This is a genomic window from Occallatibacter sp. (assembly GCF_049582745.1).
Taxonomy (GTDB): domain Bacteria; phylum Acidobacteriota; class Terriglobia; order Terriglobales; family Acidobacteriaceae; genus Telmatobacter.
Window position 1 is genome coordinate 29,882 of the sequence record NZ_JBAUUO010000142.1, and the last position, 17,437, is coordinate 47,318.

Sequence of the window (17,437 nt, forward strand, 5' to 3'; positions counted from 1 at the left end):
CTTCCTGGAACCTCCAGGCTCGTTGCCTCCCGACGCGGGATGCCGACATGGGATGGTCTGCCCCGGAATGCGTTAGCATCCAGAATGTGCCCGGCCTCGATAGTGAAATCCAGTTTGTGCGCGGTGTCGGTCCGCAGCTCTCAAAGATGCTGGCTGAGAAAGGCATCCGCACCGCCGAGGATCTGCTCTATCACCTCCCTTTTCGCTACGAAGACCGCCGGAACCCCCGCAGCCTCGACGAGCTCAAGCCCGGCGAAACCGCCAGCGTAATCGCCGAAGTGCGCGGCGCTGCGTTGCTGCGCACGCGCCGCATGCCGCTCTTCGAGTTGACCGTAGGCCAGGGCCGCCACGTGCTCAAGTGCATCTGGTTCCATGCCACCTGGCTCGACGGCAAATTCCGCGCCGGACAGACCGTCGCACTTTACGGCAAGGTCGAGCCTTCTCGCTCATCCAGCAACTTCAAGATGATGCAGCCGCAATTCGAGATCCTGCCCGACTCGAGCGACGACGCTGAAACGCAACTGCTCGAAGTCGGCCGCATCACGCCCGTATACGAGTCACTCGGTGGCGCGCGACTTGCTTCCCGCTGGCAACGTAAGGTGATCTTCAATCTGCTTGAAAACATGCGCGGCAATGTGCCGGAGTGCCTGCCGGGAGCAATGCTTGCGCGCCTCGACATGCCGGACCGCGAAGCCTCGCTCCGCGAAGTGCACTTTCCACCCGAAGGCACATCGCTCACACAACTGCAATCCTGGGCCACGCCGGCACATCGCCGCCTCATCTTCGAAGAACTTTTCTTCCTCGAGCTGGGCCTCGAACTGAAGCGCCGCCGCATGCGCGAACGCGCAGGAATCGCCTTCGAGACCAGCGATAAGGTCCGCAATGCCATCCGCGAAGTCCTGCCGTTTCATCCTACCGCCGCACAAAAGCGATCCCTCGGCGAGATCGTTGCCGACATGCGTGCGCCCAGTCCCATGCGGCGGCTGCTGCAAGGCGATGTCGGATCGGGTAAGACCATCGTCGCCCTCCAGGCCATGCTGGTGGCCATCGAAAACGGCTATCAGGCAGCGCTCATGGCGCCTACCGAAATTCTCGCCACGCAGCATTTCCTCGCCGCCCGCAAGCTGCTCGAGCGCTCCTCGCGCCGCTATCGGATCGTCCTGCTCACCGGCTCGCTCGATGACGACCGAAAGCGCACTAACCGCGGCCTCATCAATCGAGGCGAAGCGCAGTTGGTCATCGGCACCCACGCCCTGATCGAAGAAAAAGTCGAATTCGATCGCCTGGGCCTGGTGGTCGTCGATGAACAGCACCGCTTCGGCGTGCTCCAGCGCTTCAAACTGATGAAGAAGCCGAATCAGCCTGAACCCGACGTGCTTGTCATGACCGCAACGCCGATTCCGCGGACGCTCGCCCTTTCCCTCTATGGCGATCTCGACGTCAGCGTCCTCGACGAATTGCCGCCCGGCCGCACGCCCATCGTCACGCGGCGCGTGCCTGAAGAACGCGCCGACGATGTGTGGGACTTCGTGCGCAAGCAGGTCGCGCAAAAGCGCCAGGCATACATCGTCTACCCCGTCATTGAAGGCAGCAGCGACGATCAGCCCGAACTCGACTTCTCTCACGACGAATCGACGGCAACGATCTCAGAGCCCGCAATTCAACCGGCGAAGAAGATACGCAGGGGCAAAACCGCTGACCTCTTCTCGGGCGTCTCCAGCCAGAAACCCACTCCAAAAAGTAAAGGGGCGGAGCTCAAGTCTGCCGTGGCCATGCACGAAAAGCTTCGCACCGGGCCGCTTGCCGGGCTGCGCGTCGGCTTGCTCCACGGCCGCCTTGATGCCGATGAAAAAGAGATCATCATGCGCCGCTTTCAGCACGGTGAAATCGATGTCCTCGTCGCCACCACGGTCGTTGAAGTTGGAGTAGACGTTCCCAACGCCACCGTCATGGTGGTCGAGCACGCCGAGCGCTTCGGCCTCGCGCAGTTACATCAGTTGCGCGGCCGCGTTGGCCGCGGCGCGGCCAAAAGCTATTGCATCCTCATCACCGGTTCCCGCGTCTCCGAGCAAGGGGAAGAACGCCTCAGCGCAATGGTCCGCACGCAGGACGGCTTCGAGCTGGCGGAACTCGACCTGTCCATGCGCGGCCCCGGCGAATCTTTTGGCACCCGCCAGGCCGGTTTGCCCGATTTTCGCGTCGCCAACCTCGTCCGCGACCGAGCCCTCCTGGAACTCGCCAAGCGCGAAGCCGCGCACTTCGTCGCAACTCCTGACGCATACCCCAAAGTTGATCAGGAACGCATCAAAGTTCGCCTCAAAGAAGCATGGCAGCGCCGCTACGGATTGGTCGAAGCCGGCTAAAAGCCTTACTGCGGCGACACTAGACAGCCGTCCCTCGCTGCAGATTGCGGCGACGTCTGCACCTCCAGATCGATGCTGACAATTTCTCCCTGACAATCCTTCCGCACCATCCGTGTGCATTGGCAGAGCTCGGTAAAGCGGATGTGGGCACTCTGGCTGAGCTCCAGTCCCGCGGCAATCAGAATGCTGTAGATTTCAAGACACGAGCGCCGCTCAAATTCAAACAGGATTTCGATCTGGCCCGTTTCGCTCGCGCTCCGGCTCAGGACCCAGCCGCCGCATGCGAGAATCGCGCCGGTCAGAGATTTGACCATCCGGACCGGCTCCTGCCGCGAGATTGCCCTCATCTGCAATGCCCACGGAATCGCGCCTGTCGGTAACGGATCGCCGAATCCTTGTGCCTGTCTCATATCCGCTTTATCGGCGGAGACGATGGAATGATAACGCTGTGCCGTAGCGAGTCAGTCGGCCGCCTCGGATTCCCCCAGTCCAACTGCGCGTTTTCATCTCAACAGTTCCCTGGGTCCCGGATGTTAGGTCCCGGATGTTAGGTTGATAGACAGCATGATCGTCGGCAGCGGCACTGACCTGGTTGAAATTGCGCGCATTCAGCAATCGCTTGAGCGCTACGGAAAGCGCTTTCTGAGTCGCGTCTTCACGCCCGCCGAGCAGGCCTACTGTTTGCGCAAACGCAACGCCGCCGAAAGTCTGGCCGCTCGATTTGCCGCCAAAGAGGCTGCCGCCAAGGCCCTCGGAACCGGCATAAGCCGGGGCGTGAATTGGCTCGAAATTGAAGTGGTGCGGGAACCCGGCGGTCGCCCCAATCTCCGCTTCCATGGCCGCGCCGCTGAGATTGCCGCGCAACTGGGCGTGGCTCACGCCGCGCTTTCCATCACGCATACGTCAAGCCTCTCCCTGGCCAACGTAATCCTGGAAAACCAGGGCTGAAATCCCCGCGTCGGCAAATACGACCAGGCCACCCAATCGGCCGGCTGAGGCTAAATGTCAGAATTGAAACGCTAAAAGTCGTTGTTTGCGCTGCGGCACATCCCAAGGGTCGCTGCCTTGAAACCACGCCAAACTGCTCGGTAACCCCTGCCCTTTCTGCTATTCTCAAGGCGATGACGCAGTCCGGTCGGGTCAGCATCTTCATGAGGTAGGCGTGCCAAGCCGCAAAGAGATTCAGTGGTCCCAGCTGAGAGTCGGCGCATTGGTCCTGGCGGCCATGGCTGTTCTGGTGCTCGTTATTATCCTCATGTCCTCCTCCGAAGGGGGCCTGTTCTCTGCCAAGCTCACCCTTCGCACCTATTTCGACAATGCAGGCGGTTTGAAATCAGGCGCTCCTGTAACACTCGAGGGCGTCACAATTGGAAACATTATCCATATCCGCGTCGTGCCTGAGCGCAGCCCCAAACCCGTCGAGGTCACCATGCGAGTTGGCGGCAAATTTATTCAGGATCTGCACGTTGACTCGACGACCTCGATTGCCCAGGCGGGCGTCCTGGGCGACAGCTATGTCGATATCTCATCGCAGCACGCCAGGGGGCCGCAGCCGTCAAACAATGCCGAACTCGCCTCAAACGAAGCTTCCAGTCTGCAGGGCGTCATCAGCGCCAGCCAGACCTCGATCGAAGAAGTGACCAGGCTGATGCGCAACTCAAACAAGCTGGTCGATACGCTGAATTCAAGGCGCGGCACCCTCGGCGGGCTCATCAACGACCCGGCCTTTTATGACAAGCTGAACCGCATTGCCGACAACCTCGACAAGTTGACAGCTGCCATCGGCAATGGGCACGGAACCCTGGGTAAACTCGTCAATGACGACACGCTCTATACCCACGCCACTTCCGTGATCGATAAGCTCGACCAGATTGCAAGCGGCATTCAGGATGGTCAGGGCACGGCCGGCAAGCTGGTGAAGGACGACACGCTTTATAAGAACCTCAACTCCACGGTCGCCAATGCCAACCAGCTTCTCGCCGACGTCAATTCTGGAAAGGGCGCTCTGGGCAAGCTCGCCAAGGACCCGGAATTCGCCAAAAAACTGGATGACACCGTGACTCGCCTGGATGGCATGCTGACCAGCATCGACGAAGGCAAGGGCACCATCGGCCAGCTGATGCAGAACCGCTCTCTCTACGACCACACTGACCAGACCATGGACCAGTCTCAAAAACTTATCCAGGCCATTCGTCAGGACCCGAAGAAATACTTTGTGATTCGTCTGAAGCTCTTCTAGCACAGGATTGCAGGAACGACAAACACCTACTCTTTGCGGAATTTCCGCTGGCGTAAACGCGTTCTCACGTCGGAGGTCAACGTGTTCCCTGGAGTTCGATTCACGGCAATCGTGGTCTGTCTTCTGTCCCTCGCAACGGTCGTTTCTCTCTGCAGGCATCCTGGCGCCATTGCTCACGCCGCGACGGCTGGCGTCCCCGCATATGCCGCCAACGGCGACCTGCTGCCGCCCCGCGACTATCGCGAATGGATTTATCTGACCTCCGGCATCGACATGAGCTATGCGCCCAAAGCGATGGCGATGCCCGATCACTCCATGTTCGACAACGTCTTTGTGAATCCCGCCGCCTGGCGCAGCTTTATGGCCACCGGGACCTGGCCGGATAAAACCGTCCTGGTCCTCGAAGTGCGCGGAGCGAAAACCAAGGGTTCAATCAACCAGCGCGGCCATTTCCAGGACACCGAGATCATGGGATTCGAAGTCCACGTCAAGGATGAAGCGCGCTTCCCCGGCAAATGGGCATTTTTTGACTTCGATTCACCTGAAAAGAATGGCGCCCTGATTCCCAGCGGCGCTCCCTGCTATACCTGTCACGCGGCCCATGCCGCGGTTGACACAACTTTTGTTCAGTTCTACCCGACACTGCTGCCCGTGGCCAAAGCAAAAGGGACACTCGCTGCCGGCTATTTGAAAGAAGAAGCCGCAGCAGGCTCGAAATAAATTGAGGTCATTCCCGCGTCGGAAAGAACCATGCAAGCGCCTGGCGCGGATGTCGCTAACCATCTTCGCCGCCGCGGAAGATCTGCCAGAAGCGCACAAAACACTTCAGCCGCACCAACTGAAAGTAGTCGTGCGCGATCAGGTAAAACACCGTCGCCCCGGCCCACACGACGTGCAGCGTGTCGCCGCCGAGTTGATCGCTGAAGGGCAGTGGCGCGGCCGACAGCACCATCGCCACAACCATCAGCGCCAGGTTCACGATCCCCATCACCATCCCGATCTCGAACAACTCTGACGTGAAAGGCTTGCCGAGTTTCATGCCTTCAGTGAGTGCAGACATGGGAGAGCGAGATTCCATCAGCATCAGCACCGGTGCCACCGAAACGATCCATCCCACCAGCGCCCACAGCGTGAAGAACCCCAGCGAAAGAAAGATCAGCCAGATCGAAAACCCGACCAGATCCGGCTCGGCGTCTGCTGGAAAATGCGCCGCAGCAGCCCAGCCGACAGAGCGGTACCAGCCCCAGCAGATGCCTCCAAACAAAATCAGCCACACAGTCTGGAGCACCATCATCGACGGCGGGCGAAAGCGCAACCCGGGCTGCATGAGCCGGAACGTAAGGCTGCGTCCGAATCCCGAGATCACGATCCATGCCACTGCTGCGATCGGCAGCAGCCATCGCAGTTCGTGTGCAATCAGCGGATCGTATTTCGTCACCGCGCGGCTGAATGCCCCGGCTGCGAGCCACGGATTCGAGGGATCGATATTGCTTAATCCGGATTCCTCTGGCGTGAGCACCGCGAAGACGTGCCGCAGACGCAACCAGCAAACCAGCAGAAACGGCACACCGAAAAGCCATCGCCAGCCCACTTCCACGGCGACAATCAAGGGGCGCTTCAGCATCCAGCCCATCTTATCGACCAGCGTTTGTGTGCCTCGGATTTGCTCCGCTCGACTGCCTGTGATCACTCCACCACCAATGAAATCACTTGACGACCAGATTGACCGCGCGACCAGGCACAACAATAATCTTGACCACCGTCTTTCCGGCAATCCGAGCCTTTACCTTCTCCTCTTCGAGAGCGGCCGCTTCCATCACTTTGGAATCGGAACCCGCAGGCACGCGAATCACGCTCACCAGCTTTCCGTTGATCTGCACTGGGATCTCGACCTCATCTTCCTTCGCCAGTCCGGGATCGCTCTTCGGCCAAGGCTGCCGGAGCACCGCGCCTTCCCCGCCAAGCTCTTCCCACAACTCCGCCGCAAGATACGGCGCAAACGGCGCGAGCAGCAGCACCAGCGTCTCGAGCAGTTCATGCATCACCGGCGCAGGCACCTCGCCCGCCGCCAGTTGCGCATCCGCCGCCTGGATCTCGTTCACCAGTTCCATGATCGCCGCAACGCATGTATTGAAGTGCCAGCGCCCCTCGAAATCCTGCGTAATCTTCGCCGTCGTCTGGTGCAGTTTGCGCAATAACTTCAGCGCGACGGCTCCTCCGTCTTGTGTTTGGGACTGACCTCGCGCGGCCGATCGACAGAGAGGTGCATACTTCGTCACGAGCCGCCACACACGGCCCAAAAACCGGGTCACGCCGGCAACGCCCTCTTCCTGCCAGTCAAGATCGCGATCAGGCGGTGCAGCAAACAGGGAGTACATGCGTGCAGCATCGGCGCCGAAGCGCGCCACCATCTCGTCAGGCGAAACCACGTTGCCCTTGTTCTTTGACATTTTGGCGCCGTCTTTCAGCACCATCCCCTGCGTGAACAGGCGCTCGACCGGCTCGTCATTCGTGATCAGCCCCAGGTCGCGCATCACCTTCGTCCAGAAGCGCGAATAGATCAGGTGCAGAATCGCGTGCTCCACGCCCCCGATGTACTGATCGATGGGGAACCAGTACTGCACCGTCGCTGAATCGAACGGAGCCTCCGCATTCTTCGCATCCGTATAGCGATAGAAATACCAGCTCGAATCGACGAAGGTATCCATCGTGTCGGTTTCGCGCTTTGCCGGCCCCTTGCACTTCGGACACGTAACGTTCACAAAATCCGGCACGCGCGCCAGCGGCGAGCCGCCCTGCTGCGTGATTTCGACCTTCTCCGGCAGCAGCACAGGCAACTGATCGTCGGGCACCGGCACAATGCCGTCGCGCTCGCAGTGAATCATCGGAATCGGCGTACCCCAGTAGCGCTGGCGGCTTACGCCCCAATCCTTCAAGCGAAACGTGACCTTGGCCTCGCCAAAGTTCTTGCGCGCCGCAAGCTCCTGCAGCTTCTTTTGCGCATCGTGGCAACTCAACCCATTGAACTCGCCAGAATTCACCAGCACACCATCTTCCGAGAGGTATGGCAGCTCCAGCTCTTCCGCATTGGCGTCAGTCGGCACAATCACGCGGCGAATCGGAATCGCATACTTCTTCGCGAATTCAAAATCGCGCGCATCGTGGCCCGGCACGCTCATGATGGCGCCTGTGCCGTAATCGCTCAGCACATAATTCGCCACCCAGATCGGCACCATTTCACCGCTGTAAGGATTGATCGCGAACTTGCCCGTCGGAATCCCATGCTTCTCAATCTCGCCGATATCGCCAGCCTCACGCGCTTTCTTCTGCTCCTCAAGCAGCTTCGCAACCTGCTCGCGCAAACCCGCATCGCTGGCAGAGAGCGTTGTGATAAGCGGATGCTCGGGCGCAAGCTGCAAGCTGGTTGCCCCGAAGATCGTGTCCACGCGCGTCGTAAAAACGCGAATGCGCATACCGGCTGGAACAGTCTTCCTGTATTCGTCCACCCGCTCCACGCTGATTCCATCTTCCGCCAGAAAGAAATCAACCTCCGTGCCTTCGCTGCGCCCGATCCAGTTGCGCTGCATGGTGCGCACTTTCTCCGGCCAGCCTTCCAACTTATCCAGCCCGTCCAGCAGTTCCTGCGCATACGCTGTAATCTTCAGGAACCATTGCACCAGGTCGCGCAGCTCCACAATCGTGTCTTCGTGCCGCCAGCAGCGCCCGTCAATCACCTGCTCATTTGCCAGCACCGTCGCGCACTCCCGGCACCAGTTCACCTTGCTCTTCTTGCGATACGCCAGCCCCTTCTCGTACATGCGCAGAAAGAACCACTGGTTCCACTTGTAGTAGTCGGGCATGCACGTTGTAACTTCGGTCGCCCAGTCGAATCCCATGCCGAGGCGGTCGAACTGGCGCTTCATCGCCGCGATATTGCTCAGAGTCCACTCGCGCGGCGGCGTATTGTTTTTGAGCGCGGCATTTTCCGCCGGCAGCCCAAACGCGTCCCACCCCATGGGGTGCATCACGTTGTAGCCACGCATCCACATGTGCCGCGCCAGCGCGTCGCCGATGGAGTAGTTGCGCACGTGCCCCATGTGAAGCTGGCCGCTCGGATAGGGCAACATCTCCAGCACGTAGTACTTGGGCTTGCCACAGGAATGGGATTCAGCCGCGTACATCCCAGGGTCCGCCGCCCACCGCGCCTGCCATTTTGTCTCAATTGTCGCCGGGTCGTAACGAAGTTCTCTATCTTCCGCCATCACTCTTCAGTGTAAATGGGCCGGCGGCCGAGCCTTTCGATGCGCGCATCAAGGCGCTTACTTCGATTGCGCCAGGCTCTTCAGAACGCGAACATTCCGCTCCTCGTCCCCATCTTCATCCACCGGCGTTTCCGCAATAAACGCGCAATCCGCAAACCGCGGATCATGGAGCAGCCAGCGAAACGGCTCCACGCCGATATTCCCCTGCCCGATATGCTCATGTCGATCGAGCTTCGATCCGCGCGCGGCCTTGGCATCGTTGCAATGCCACACCCGCACTGCATCCACGCCAAACGTAATGTCGGCCTGCGTAATGGTATCGGCGTAGCCTTCGGCGGTGACGATGTCGTAGCCCGAAACATGCGTATGGCAAGTGTCCAGGCAAACGCCCACCGGCGCATGCGTTTTCAGGCGCTCCACAAGCTCGGCCACCTGTTCAAAATTGCCGCCCAGCGAGCATTCCGACCCCGCCGTATTCTCAATCAGGATTGAGAAGTCCGTGCCCTGCCACGGCAGTCCGTCGATGGCCTTCGCGATCGACTCCGCCGCCAGCTTCAGCCCCTCGTTGCGCGTCAGCCCTTTCCATGAGCCCGGATGAAGCACCAGGTACTCCGCGCCCAGCGTCAGCGCACGCTCAATCTCCCCGCGAAATGCCGCCACACTCTTCTCGCGAACATCCGCCGTCTGGCTGCAGACATTCACCAGATAGCTGGTATGGATCACCAGCGGCCCGACGTCGAGCTTTGCGCGCAGCGTCCGCATCCGCTCGGCCTGTGCGGGGTCGATCTTCGGAGCACGCCACATTCGCGGGCTCGACGAAAAAATCTGAAATGTATTTGCCCCAATTTCCTTCGCGCGCTCCACCGCATTCGAGGCGCCGCCCGCGGTCCCCAGGTGCACTCCGATCCGCTGTTTCATTCCACGATTCTAAATTGGCGAAGGAGGTTTGCCTGGACATCCCGGCCGGGTGCCCCATTCATGCCGCAGTTTTATCGCGGCATGAGTGGGATGGAATCCAGACTCGATCACGACAGCAGCTTCATCGCATCCGGATCCCAGCGCATAATCTGCTTCCGCTCGATGCTCAAATTGCTCAGCAACGCAGCCCCCGCAGCGCGATATCCGAACACCGCATCCTCCACCGCCGGCTTGCGCGACCGCACCGAGGCGAAGAAATTTTTGAAGTGATCGTACTGGTCGCTGTAGCCAGGCGGCGCGACATACTTCTCATAGCCAACAGGCGCCTGCCCCTCAGGATGCTTGCGCGGATACTTTTTCGCGTAGTCCGCCTCGATCCGCGCCTGCATCGCTTTCGGAAACGTATCGACGGTTAGCCCCGGCTCCTTTTCGCGCGGAACCCGGTTCACGGCCAACCATGTCCAGCCAATCTCCATCGTCCCTTCATCGCCGGTGAAAATCAGGCTTTCGCTTTCGTCGCCGCCATCCACAAAATTCACGCGCAGGCTCAGGTTGAATCCCTCGCGATAATCGAAGAGCCCCAGCACCACGTCATCCGCGTCGCGTCCATCCTTCCAGTACCGGATCGCGCCAGTCGCCATGCCCTGCGTCGGCCCGTTCGTGCCCGTCACAAAGTGTGTTCCGCTGAAGAGGTGAACGAACAGGTCGCCAGCCACACCGCTGCCGTAGTCCTTCCACTTGCGCCATTGGAAAAATCGCTCCGCACTGAACGGAATCTTCGGCGCCGTACCTTCGAATCGCGGCCAGTCGCACGTCTCCGGCGAAGCATCCGGCGGAATCGTATAGTTCCACGCGCCCATCGACGAGTTGCGATCCCAGTACGCCGTCACCATGTTCAGCTTGCCGATCGCGCCCGAAGCCAGCACCTCCTTCGCTTTCGCATAGAGGATCGAACTCACGCGCTGGCTGCCGATCTGGATGATGCGATTCGTCGCTTTCGCCGTCTCGATCATCTCCGGCCCGTCTTTGTAGAGATGGATCATCGGCTTTTCGCAATACACGTCTTTGCCGGCTTTCATCGCATCCACCGAGGCCTGCTTGTGCCAGTGGTCCGGCGTCCCGATAATGACGGCGTCGATATCCCTGCGCGCCAGGATTTCGTTGTAGTCGCGCGTCGTAAAGACGTCGTCGCCCCAGACTTCCTTACTGCGCGCGAGCCGCCCGTCGTAGCAGTCGGCGACGGCCACCAGCTTCACGCCCGGCACCTGCACGGCAGAGCGCGTGTCGCCCATGCCCTGGCCGCCCGCTCCAATCAACGCGATTTGAATATGATCGTTTGCCGCCACCGGCCGTGCAGGCTCGTCCTGAGTGCTCAACGTGAAGACTCGCTTTCCCGTCTCCGCACTTGCGCGCGACGCCCCCGCCAGCGACGCGGCTGATACTGCTCCCGCTACCTTAAGAAAATTTCGACGATTCCAGATCTGCACGACTCACCCCGGCACGGAAGATTTCCGCCGCATATAACCATACACGGGCCAGCCGGGGGCCTCGCACGATTGCCAGCGCGTCGGCGTTTGAGCACGCTCAAGACTCGCGACCTAATCGTCGTCATCCTTCCGCAGCTTCCGCTTCTCCGTCAGCATCGCCGGTACCGGCTTCGAGCCCATCGTGTCCTTCCACAAAATCACATTCAGCTTCTGCGTCGGCGCTCGATCAGCGTGTTTGAAGTCCATCTTCATGCTCTCTTCCGCTCCCACCGCTTTCTTCGGATTCGCCGCATAGATCAGCCCATTGTCGCGATTCGCAAAATCCGCCGAATACGCCTGCTGATCGCCCGGCCCGCTGAACAAGGTCGAGATCAACGAACTGAATGCATCGTTGTTATTCATCGGCGGCAAACCCAGCAGCGTCTCCATCGTCCGAATCACGCTGACGGTTGAATAGAACCGGCTGTCCACAACCGCGCCGCCATCCTTCCCATGCGGCGCATATTTGCTCACCACCAGCGCAACACTGCGATGCGCGTCCACGTGATCCGCGCCTGCCTGCGCATCGTCTTCGAGAATGAAGAACGCCGTATCGTTCCAGAACGGCGAATGCGAAATGGCATCGACTGCGCGCCCCACCGCCAGATCGTTGTCAGACACGCTGGCCTTGGGCGTCGGTTTGAATGGCGCCGTTCCATTGGTGTGATCGTCAGGCAGGCGAAGCTGGATGAAGTTCGGCATCGTATCCTTGCCATTCTTCAAATCAGCTTCCCACTGCTTCAGATGCCGCAGGAAAACCTCCACGCGAATCTGATCCGGAATCGCAAGATTGAAGTCCGGCGACTCCTTCGCGAAATGCCCCACAAGTTCCGGTTTCGTCGCTGTATTCGATGCAATCAGCGGAACGGGCCAAGGCCACTTATTCACGCCGCCGCCCCACTCCGCCGGAAACTCCTCGCCCGGCGCAATCGCCTTCTTCTTGCAGGCCGAGCCTTCCAGCATCGGCCCCTGCTGCGGATTCGCGGTCTTCTTCTCGTCGCAGAAGATGCTCGAAATGAACTCACCAAAGTGGTAGTACGTCTTTCCGTGCGCAGCCAGGTTGCCCCAGAGATACCCGCTCGAAGGCTCATTCACGTCTGGAATCTTCTGCTCGAGCGGCAATCCTTCCGCGACAACGCCCTCGAAATCGTACGTCCGCTCTCCACCGCGATAGGCCTGCTGCCACGTCTTTTCCAGGTAATCCGTCCCGATCGCCGCATTCGACCACACGTGCCCGTCGCCCGAAACTTCGCCCGAATCATAGAAGTTGTCGAGCACCCCAAACTGCAACGCCAATTTATGCTCGTTCGGCGTCACATCCGCGCCAAACATCGTCAGGCTCTTGTCGCCGTTGCCTACGGGCTTTCCATCCTGCTCCAGGTCGCCAAGAATCTGATCGTAGGTGCGGTTCTCCTTGATGATGTAGATCACGTGCTTGATGCGATTGTGCGAACCGTCGCCAAACGTGATCTTTTCCGCCGCTGCCTTCATCCGGTTTGACTCCAGCACCGTCTGCGTCGATTGCGCAAGATTCTGTTCGATCTCCGACTCGTTCAGCTCCGCAAATGAACCATAGAGAAGGGTCGCAATGTAGTTCGTCTTCTTCGGCATTCCCTCTTCAGGTTTCTGATCCTTCGGAGGGTACGGATTCGCCACAGTGCCCTTGCCCTTGTCCGTCGCCACAAACAGCTTTCCATCCTGATACGCCATCGAGATCGGCATCCACTCCGTCGGAACAAATCCCTCCGGCTCCACCATTCCAGTCTTCGATACCTTCCCGGTCAGCTTCTTCGTATCGATCACCGCAACCGCGTCGGTGGCCATGTTCGCCACATACAGCCGGCTTCCCGACGCATTCAGCGCCAGCGCCACTGGCTCTGCGCCAAAGTAGCTCTGCCCCGGCAGCCGCGTGTCAAAATATCCCCTCGTCGCAAATTGCCCCGCGCCCACATTGACCGCCGCGACAGCATCGCGATTTGCCAGCGCCACGTAAAGCGTTCTGCCATCTCCGCTCAGTGCAAATGCGCAAGGATGGGTTCCCGGCTTCACAGGACTCGCCGGCTTGAGCAGTGCCAGCTTGCGCCCCACCGCGCCTTTGTCGACATCCAACTCCACAATCTCCGACGCATTCCACAGCGCAACAAACGCGCGTCGCCCATCCTTCGATACCTGCAGCGCAACCGGATACGTCGAAGGCACCGCATCGCTCTCCGTCAGATCAAAGCGATGCTCAATCTTCCCCGTTGCCGGATCGATGAGGAGCGCATCGTCGGTCAGATTCTCCGCCACCAGCAGCTTTTCCGCGCCTCCCGTTTCAATCACCGCAATCGCCGCAGGAAACGGCAGCCCCTTGTCTCCTTCAGCCTCGCCAATCAGCTTCGTTTTATGCCCAGGCTGCAATTGTTCGAGCGGAAGATGGATCAGGCGCTCCGGCTCAATCTTGCCGTCGGCGAACCGGTACACCACGATCCCGCTCCCCGTATCCGCTGTTCCCAGAAACGGCGGCAGCTTCCCTTCCGGATCCGTCTCCGATCCGATGCTCGCGTAGAGATGCTTCCCATCGTGACTGAACGCCAGTCCCGAATACAGCGTCTGCCGCGCACGCACCGGCGTACGATTGTCCGGAAAATCAGTCAGCTTCCCCGTCTGCGTATCGAACACCGCCAGCGATTGCTCGTACTTCGATTCGTACGTCCCGTAGCCGGCGTTCACCGTAACCACGTAGCGCCCGTCAGGCGAAATCGCCATCGACATCGGCAGGCTGTTCAAGCGCTGCGGATTGCCCGGCACCGGCTCCATCAGTTGCTTGCTCGTGGGCAGATCGATCGTCTGCGCCCCATTCGTCTGGACTCCAACCGTCAACAAACCGCCAGCCATCACAAACCACGCCGAATTTCGCATGGCAAAACAATAACAAACCACCCTCGCCTCCGCGTTACACTCCGATGACAACCACACGTTCCAAACCGTCGCAAGCACCAATCGCGCATCTCTGCACTCACCTGCAATAATGGATAGCCATGCAAACGGTTGTGACCGCAGAGAGACTTTGGGACGGCACCAGCCTCCATCAGCATCCCCTGATCCTCATTGAAGACGGCAAGATCGACTCCATCGCGACCCACGATTCGGCTCCGATTCCCGCCCGCGCCCAGGTGCACGACTTTCCCGGCGCCACCCTCGGCCCCGCATTTTTCGACGTACACATTCACGGCGCCGCCGGCCACGACTTCATGGAAGCTACGCCCCAGGCACTCGACACCATAGGCACCTTCCTCGCCTCGCACGGCACCAGCGCCTACCTCGCCACCACCGTCACCGCTTCGCTCGATGCCACTCTCCGCGCGCTCGATGGGCTTGCCAACGAAATGGCCAAGCTGCCGCAGCCCGGCCGTGCGCGCCCTCTCGGCATCCACCTCGAAGGCCCCTTTCTCTCCCACGAAAAACGCGGCGTACAACCTGCCGAACATCTCCTGGCCCCAAGCATCGCTACCTTCGATCGCCTCCTCGAAGCTGCCCATGGCCACGTGCGCCTCATGACCCTCGCGCCTGAATTGCCCGGAGCCGTCGAGCTCGCCGCGCATGCCACCAGTCGCGGCGTCCGCGTCTCCGTCGGCCATTCCAATGCCACCGCCGCTGAAACCCGCGCCGCCATTGCCGCAGGCGCCGTCAGCGCCACGCACACCTTCAACGCCATGCGTCCGCTCGACCATCGCGAACCCGGTATCCTCGGCACGGTCCTCACCACCGACACGCTTTTTTCAGAACTCATCTGCGACGGCATCCACACCGAGCCGGAAATTGTCCGCCTCTGGTGGCGCGCCAAGGGCTCCGAACGCGCCATTCTCGTCACCGACGCCATGGCCGCAGCCGGCATGCCCGACGGCGAGTATCAGCTCGGTGGATTTCCCGTGCAGGTCAAGGACGGGCGCGCGACAGCTCGCGGCGTCCTCGCCGGCAGCGTCCTCACGCTCGATCGGGCGCTCGCAAACTTTGTGCGATTCACCGGCGCCACCATCGACCAGGGCCTGCGCCTGCTCTCCACAAATCCCGCCGCAATGACCGGCCTCGCGCATCGCGCAGGCACCCTCGCACCGGGCAAGTCCGCGAATCTTGTCGCAATCGACGCGGCTGGAAATCTCGTCGGCTCGATCGTCGGTGGAATCCAGGCGAGCTGAAATTCTACCCAACCGTATTCCGTAGTTTATTTGCTTTGCGCCACTGCGGTGCTGCCCTCGGGCTTCACCCGATCTACAGCTACTTCAAGCGAGCCGATCCGGTCGTTCACCGTATCGTGCACACCGAGGCGTAGAAAGTAATTCCCTTTTGCCGGTACGGCGATCTCGTGATGCTCGATCAACCCATGCGCCAGCAGGTCCTGGTACTGCGCGTCGTCGATGTCCATGTTGATCGTAGTCAGCCGGGAGTTTACGTTCTGCGCCATCTGATCGTAGACCACGCTCACAAACGCAATGCTCCCGTGCCGCAACCCGTCCGATCCCTTCACCAGTTGCAATGTCTTCGCATCCACGCTGAATTCCACAGTGTAGGTGTGGAACGGCATGAACTTCCAGTCCGCTGCCAGGTAGTTGTCCTTCGGCCGCGCGTCTTCCTTTTTCAGTTGCTCAACCTTTTCGTTCTCGGTCACGTGAGCTTTGAAGACAATTTCCGCAGCCGGAACGGCTCCAAGGAGCATCGCGTCGTTAAAGCCATCCTTGGGAGGTCCGGAATTGCTTGCAGTCGCGGGCGGGGCGGCACTCTTCTCCAGCTTCGCCGTCTCTTCCGTACTTGCCTCGGCTTGTACCTGATCCTCGGAGTTCTGCTCGCCTGCAGGCTCATTCTCCGCATGCTGAGCCCTCTTCAACTTATCCAGTTGTGTCTGTTCCTGCTTCGTGCGATCGACCGCGTAGTAGCCCTGCCGATACTGCAGTTTCACATGCGGCTGGTTCACTTCAATTCGAATGTGCCGCAGCTCTCCGTTCCAATCCTTGTTATTTGTTGCATAGGTAAGCGTGTAGTAACTTGATCCGTTATTTTCGATCTCGGCGACCTTGGCCCCTAATCCGTTGGAACTGTAGAAGGCTCTTCCGCCCGTTGCTTCGGCGATCAAATCAAGATTGGTGTGCTGAAACCCCTGTCCGTTCTCAAAGTGAAGCGTCGTATTCGACAGCGGCGGCCGATTCGATGCCGCTTCATATTGCGGCGCGACCTGCAATGACCGGGCATCAATCGGATAGACGGCGACGCGGCTCAACGTCAGCGCCGCCGTCAACTCGTGAGGGTCGCCTTCCAGTATCCTGAAGTCGTCGTTGAATGGATCGCTCATCGGCTCCGGCATATTCGATTGCGGCAATGCCCCTGTGATCCAGATCAGGTTCTTGCGCCCCGGGAACGCCGCCAGGTAACGCCCCAACAGCTGAAAACCCATTGTCGCTTCGTCGAGTTTGTACACCAGGTACTCTTCCCGCGTTCCCCGCACCAGCTTCAGCAACTCCGGGTTATTACGCTCGCTCTCAGCCGCCGCCAGCAGCACCCCCGGATCCGAAGTAAATCCCTGCACCAGGTGCATCTGCGTATCACGCTCGAAAATCGCCACCGGAGGCCCCGGCTGCATCTTCTTCAGATATTTGATGAGAGCCAGCCGCAACGACATCTGGTCGTCCAGCCGCGTGTTCAGCGCATCCAGCAGAATCACCGTGTACGCATTGGTATTTGCTGCCGGTACATAATTCGTAAAGGTGTTCGAAGGCAACGCTGGAAATGGCGCTGTCTGCGCACTCATCGCCACTGTCATCGGCCTGTGCTCTTCCAGGCTCGCAACCACCTGCGGCTTGCCTTCTTCTAGCACCGTAAAGTCGGATGCCTTCAGTCCCCTCACCGCGCGTCCATCATCCGTCACGACAACGTCAAGCAAAACCTCATGCGTAGTAACCGAAAGGACGGGCGGCGTCTGTTGCGACTGATTCTGCGCAGCGTGGGTAGAGTCCTGCGCTATTGCCGAGGCGCACAGAAATAGAACACTCAGGATTGCAGTGGAAGCAAGATTTGAATACGGAACCCGAGCCGAAAATCGGAAGCATCGCATCGAAATCCCCCCTCAGGACAGAGATTGTAATCCGCGCGCAGGCT

At 59.8% G+C, this 17,437-nt stretch carries 12 protein-coding genes; 5 read left to right on the plus strand and 7 right to left on the minus strand.

Features of this window, described 5'->3' with window-relative positions; translation table 11 throughout:
- Positions 1–47 precede the first annotated feature (47 nt).
- Complete coding sequence (gene recG, locus WCA10_RS20270; protein WP_472824339.1) at positions 48–2,363, plus strand: ATP-dependent DNA helicase RecG; 2,316 nt, start codon at positions 48–50, stop codon at positions 2,361–2,363.
- 5 nt (positions 2,364–2,368) lie between these two features.
- Here recG and WCA10_RS20275 read toward each other — a convergent pair whose 3' ends face one another.
- Positions 2,369–2,773, minus strand: coding sequence for a hypothetical protein (locus WCA10_RS20275; protein WP_472824340.1), 405 nt, complete (start codon positions 2,771–2,773; stop codon positions 2,369–2,371).
- A 142-nt stretch (positions 2,774–2,915) separates the two neighbouring features.
- Between WCA10_RS20275 and acpS the strand changes: the two genes are divergently transcribed.
- The 3 genes from acpS to WCA10_RS20290 all read left to right on the plus strand — a co-directional run bounded on the left by acpS (position 2,916) and on the right by WCA10_RS20290 (position 5,322).
- Positions 2,916–3,311 carry a holo-ACP synthase gene (gene acpS / locus WCA10_RS20280; RefSeq protein WP_472824341.1) on the plus strand — a complete coding sequence of 132 codons (396 nt, stop codon included), beginning with the start codon at positions 2,916–2,918 and terminating at the stop codon, positions 3,309–3,311.
- Positions 3,312–3,525: 214 nt separating this feature from the next.
- Positions 3,526–4,602, plus strand: a complete 1,077-nt coding sequence (locus WCA10_RS20285) for an MlaD family protein (protein WP_472824342.1) — start codon at positions 3,526–3,528, stop codon at positions 4,600–4,602.
- Positions 4,603–4,683: 81 nt separating this feature from the next.
- Positions 4,684–5,322, plus strand: a complete 639-nt coding sequence (locus WCA10_RS20290) for a cytochrome P460 family protein (RefSeq protein ID WP_472824343.1) — start codon at positions 4,684–4,686, stop codon at positions 5,320–5,322.
- A 55-nt stretch (positions 5,323–5,377) separates the two neighbouring features.
- Here WCA10_RS20290 and WCA10_RS20295 read toward each other — a convergent pair whose 3' ends face one another.
- From WCA10_RS20295 to WCA10_RS20315, 5 genes are all read right to left on the minus strand, one after another.
- Positions 5,378–6,292 carry a hypothetical protein gene (locus tag WCA10_RS20295; protein WP_472824344.1) on the minus strand — a complete coding sequence of 305 codons (915 nt, stop codon included), beginning with the start codon at positions 6,290–6,292 and terminating at the stop codon, positions 5,378–5,380.
- Positions 6,293–6,308: 16 nt separating this feature from the next.
- Positions 6,309–8,864 (minus strand): leucine--tRNA ligase, encoded by a 2,556-nt coding sequence (gene leuS / locus WCA10_RS20300; protein WP_472824345.1) that lies wholly within the window; start codon positions 8,862–8,864, stop codon positions 6,309–6,311.
- Between the two features lie 57 nt (positions 8,865–8,921).
- Positions 8,922–9,782 (minus strand): deoxyribonuclease IV, encoded by an 861-nt coding sequence (locus tag WCA10_RS20305; RefSeq protein ID WP_472824346.1) that lies wholly within the window; start codon positions 9,780–9,782, stop codon positions 8,922–8,924.
- A 107-nt stretch (positions 9,783–9,889) separates the two neighbouring features.
- Positions 9,890–11,158 carry a Gfo/Idh/MocA family protein gene (locus WCA10_RS20310; protein WP_472824347.1) on the minus strand — a complete coding sequence of 423 codons (1,269 nt, stop codon included), beginning with the start codon at positions 11,156–11,158 and terminating at the stop codon, positions 9,890–9,892.
- Positions 11,159–11,380: 222 nt separating this feature from the next.
- Positions 11,381–14,209: a beta-propeller fold lactonase family protein gene (locus tag WCA10_RS20315; RefSeq protein WP_472824348.1), complete on the minus strand. Its 2,829-nt coding sequence runs from the start codon at positions 14,207–14,209 to the stop codon at positions 11,381–11,383.
- 119 nt (positions 14,210–14,328) lie between these two features.
- On the opposite strand from WCA10_RS20315, the gene nagA reads away from it, so the two are divergent.
- Complete coding sequence (gene nagA / locus WCA10_RS20320) at positions 14,329–15,486, plus strand: N-acetylglucosamine-6-phosphate deacetylase (protein ID WP_472824349.1); 1,158 nt, start codon at positions 14,329–14,331, stop codon at positions 15,484–15,486.
- Positions 15,487–15,512: 26 nt separating this feature from the next.
- Here nagA and WCA10_RS20325 read toward each other — a convergent pair whose 3' ends face one another.
- A complete protein-coding gene (locus tag WCA10_RS20325) occupies positions 15,513–17,393 on the minus strand; it encodes a VWA domain-containing protein (protein WP_472824350.1) in 1,881 nt (626 codons plus the stop codon).
- Between the last annotated feature and the right edge of the window lie 44 nt (positions 17,394–17,437).

Excerpts from the sequence above, each read along its gene's own strand:
- recG (WP_472824339.1), top strand. The coding sequence starts at position 48 with ATGGGATGGTCTGCCCCGGAATGCGTTAGCATCCAGAATGTGCCCGGC.
- WCA10_RS20275 (WP_472824340.1), bottom strand. The coding sequence starts at position 2,773 with ATGAGACAGGCACAAGGATTCGGCGATCCGTTACCGACAGGCGCGATT.
- leuS (WP_472824345.1), bottom strand. The coding sequence starts at position 8,864 with ATGGCGGAAGATAGAGAACTTCGTTACGACCCGGCGACAATTGAGACA.
- WCA10_RS20305 (WP_472824346.1), bottom strand. The coding sequence starts at position 9,782 with ATGAAACAGCGGATCGGAGTGCACCTGGGGACCGCGGGCGGCGCCTCG.
- WCA10_RS20315 (WP_472824348.1), bottom strand. The coding sequence starts at position 14,209 with ATGCGAAATTCGGCGTGGTTTGTGATGGCTGGCGGTTTGTTGACGGTT.
- nagA (WP_472824349.1), top strand. The coding sequence starts at position 14,329 with ATGCAAACGGTTGTGACCGCAGAGAGACTTTGGGACGGCACCAGCCTC.
- WCA10_RS20325 (WP_472824350.1), bottom strand. The coding sequence starts at position 17,393 with ATGCGATGCTTCCGATTTTCGGCTCGGGTTCCGTATTCAAATCTTGCT.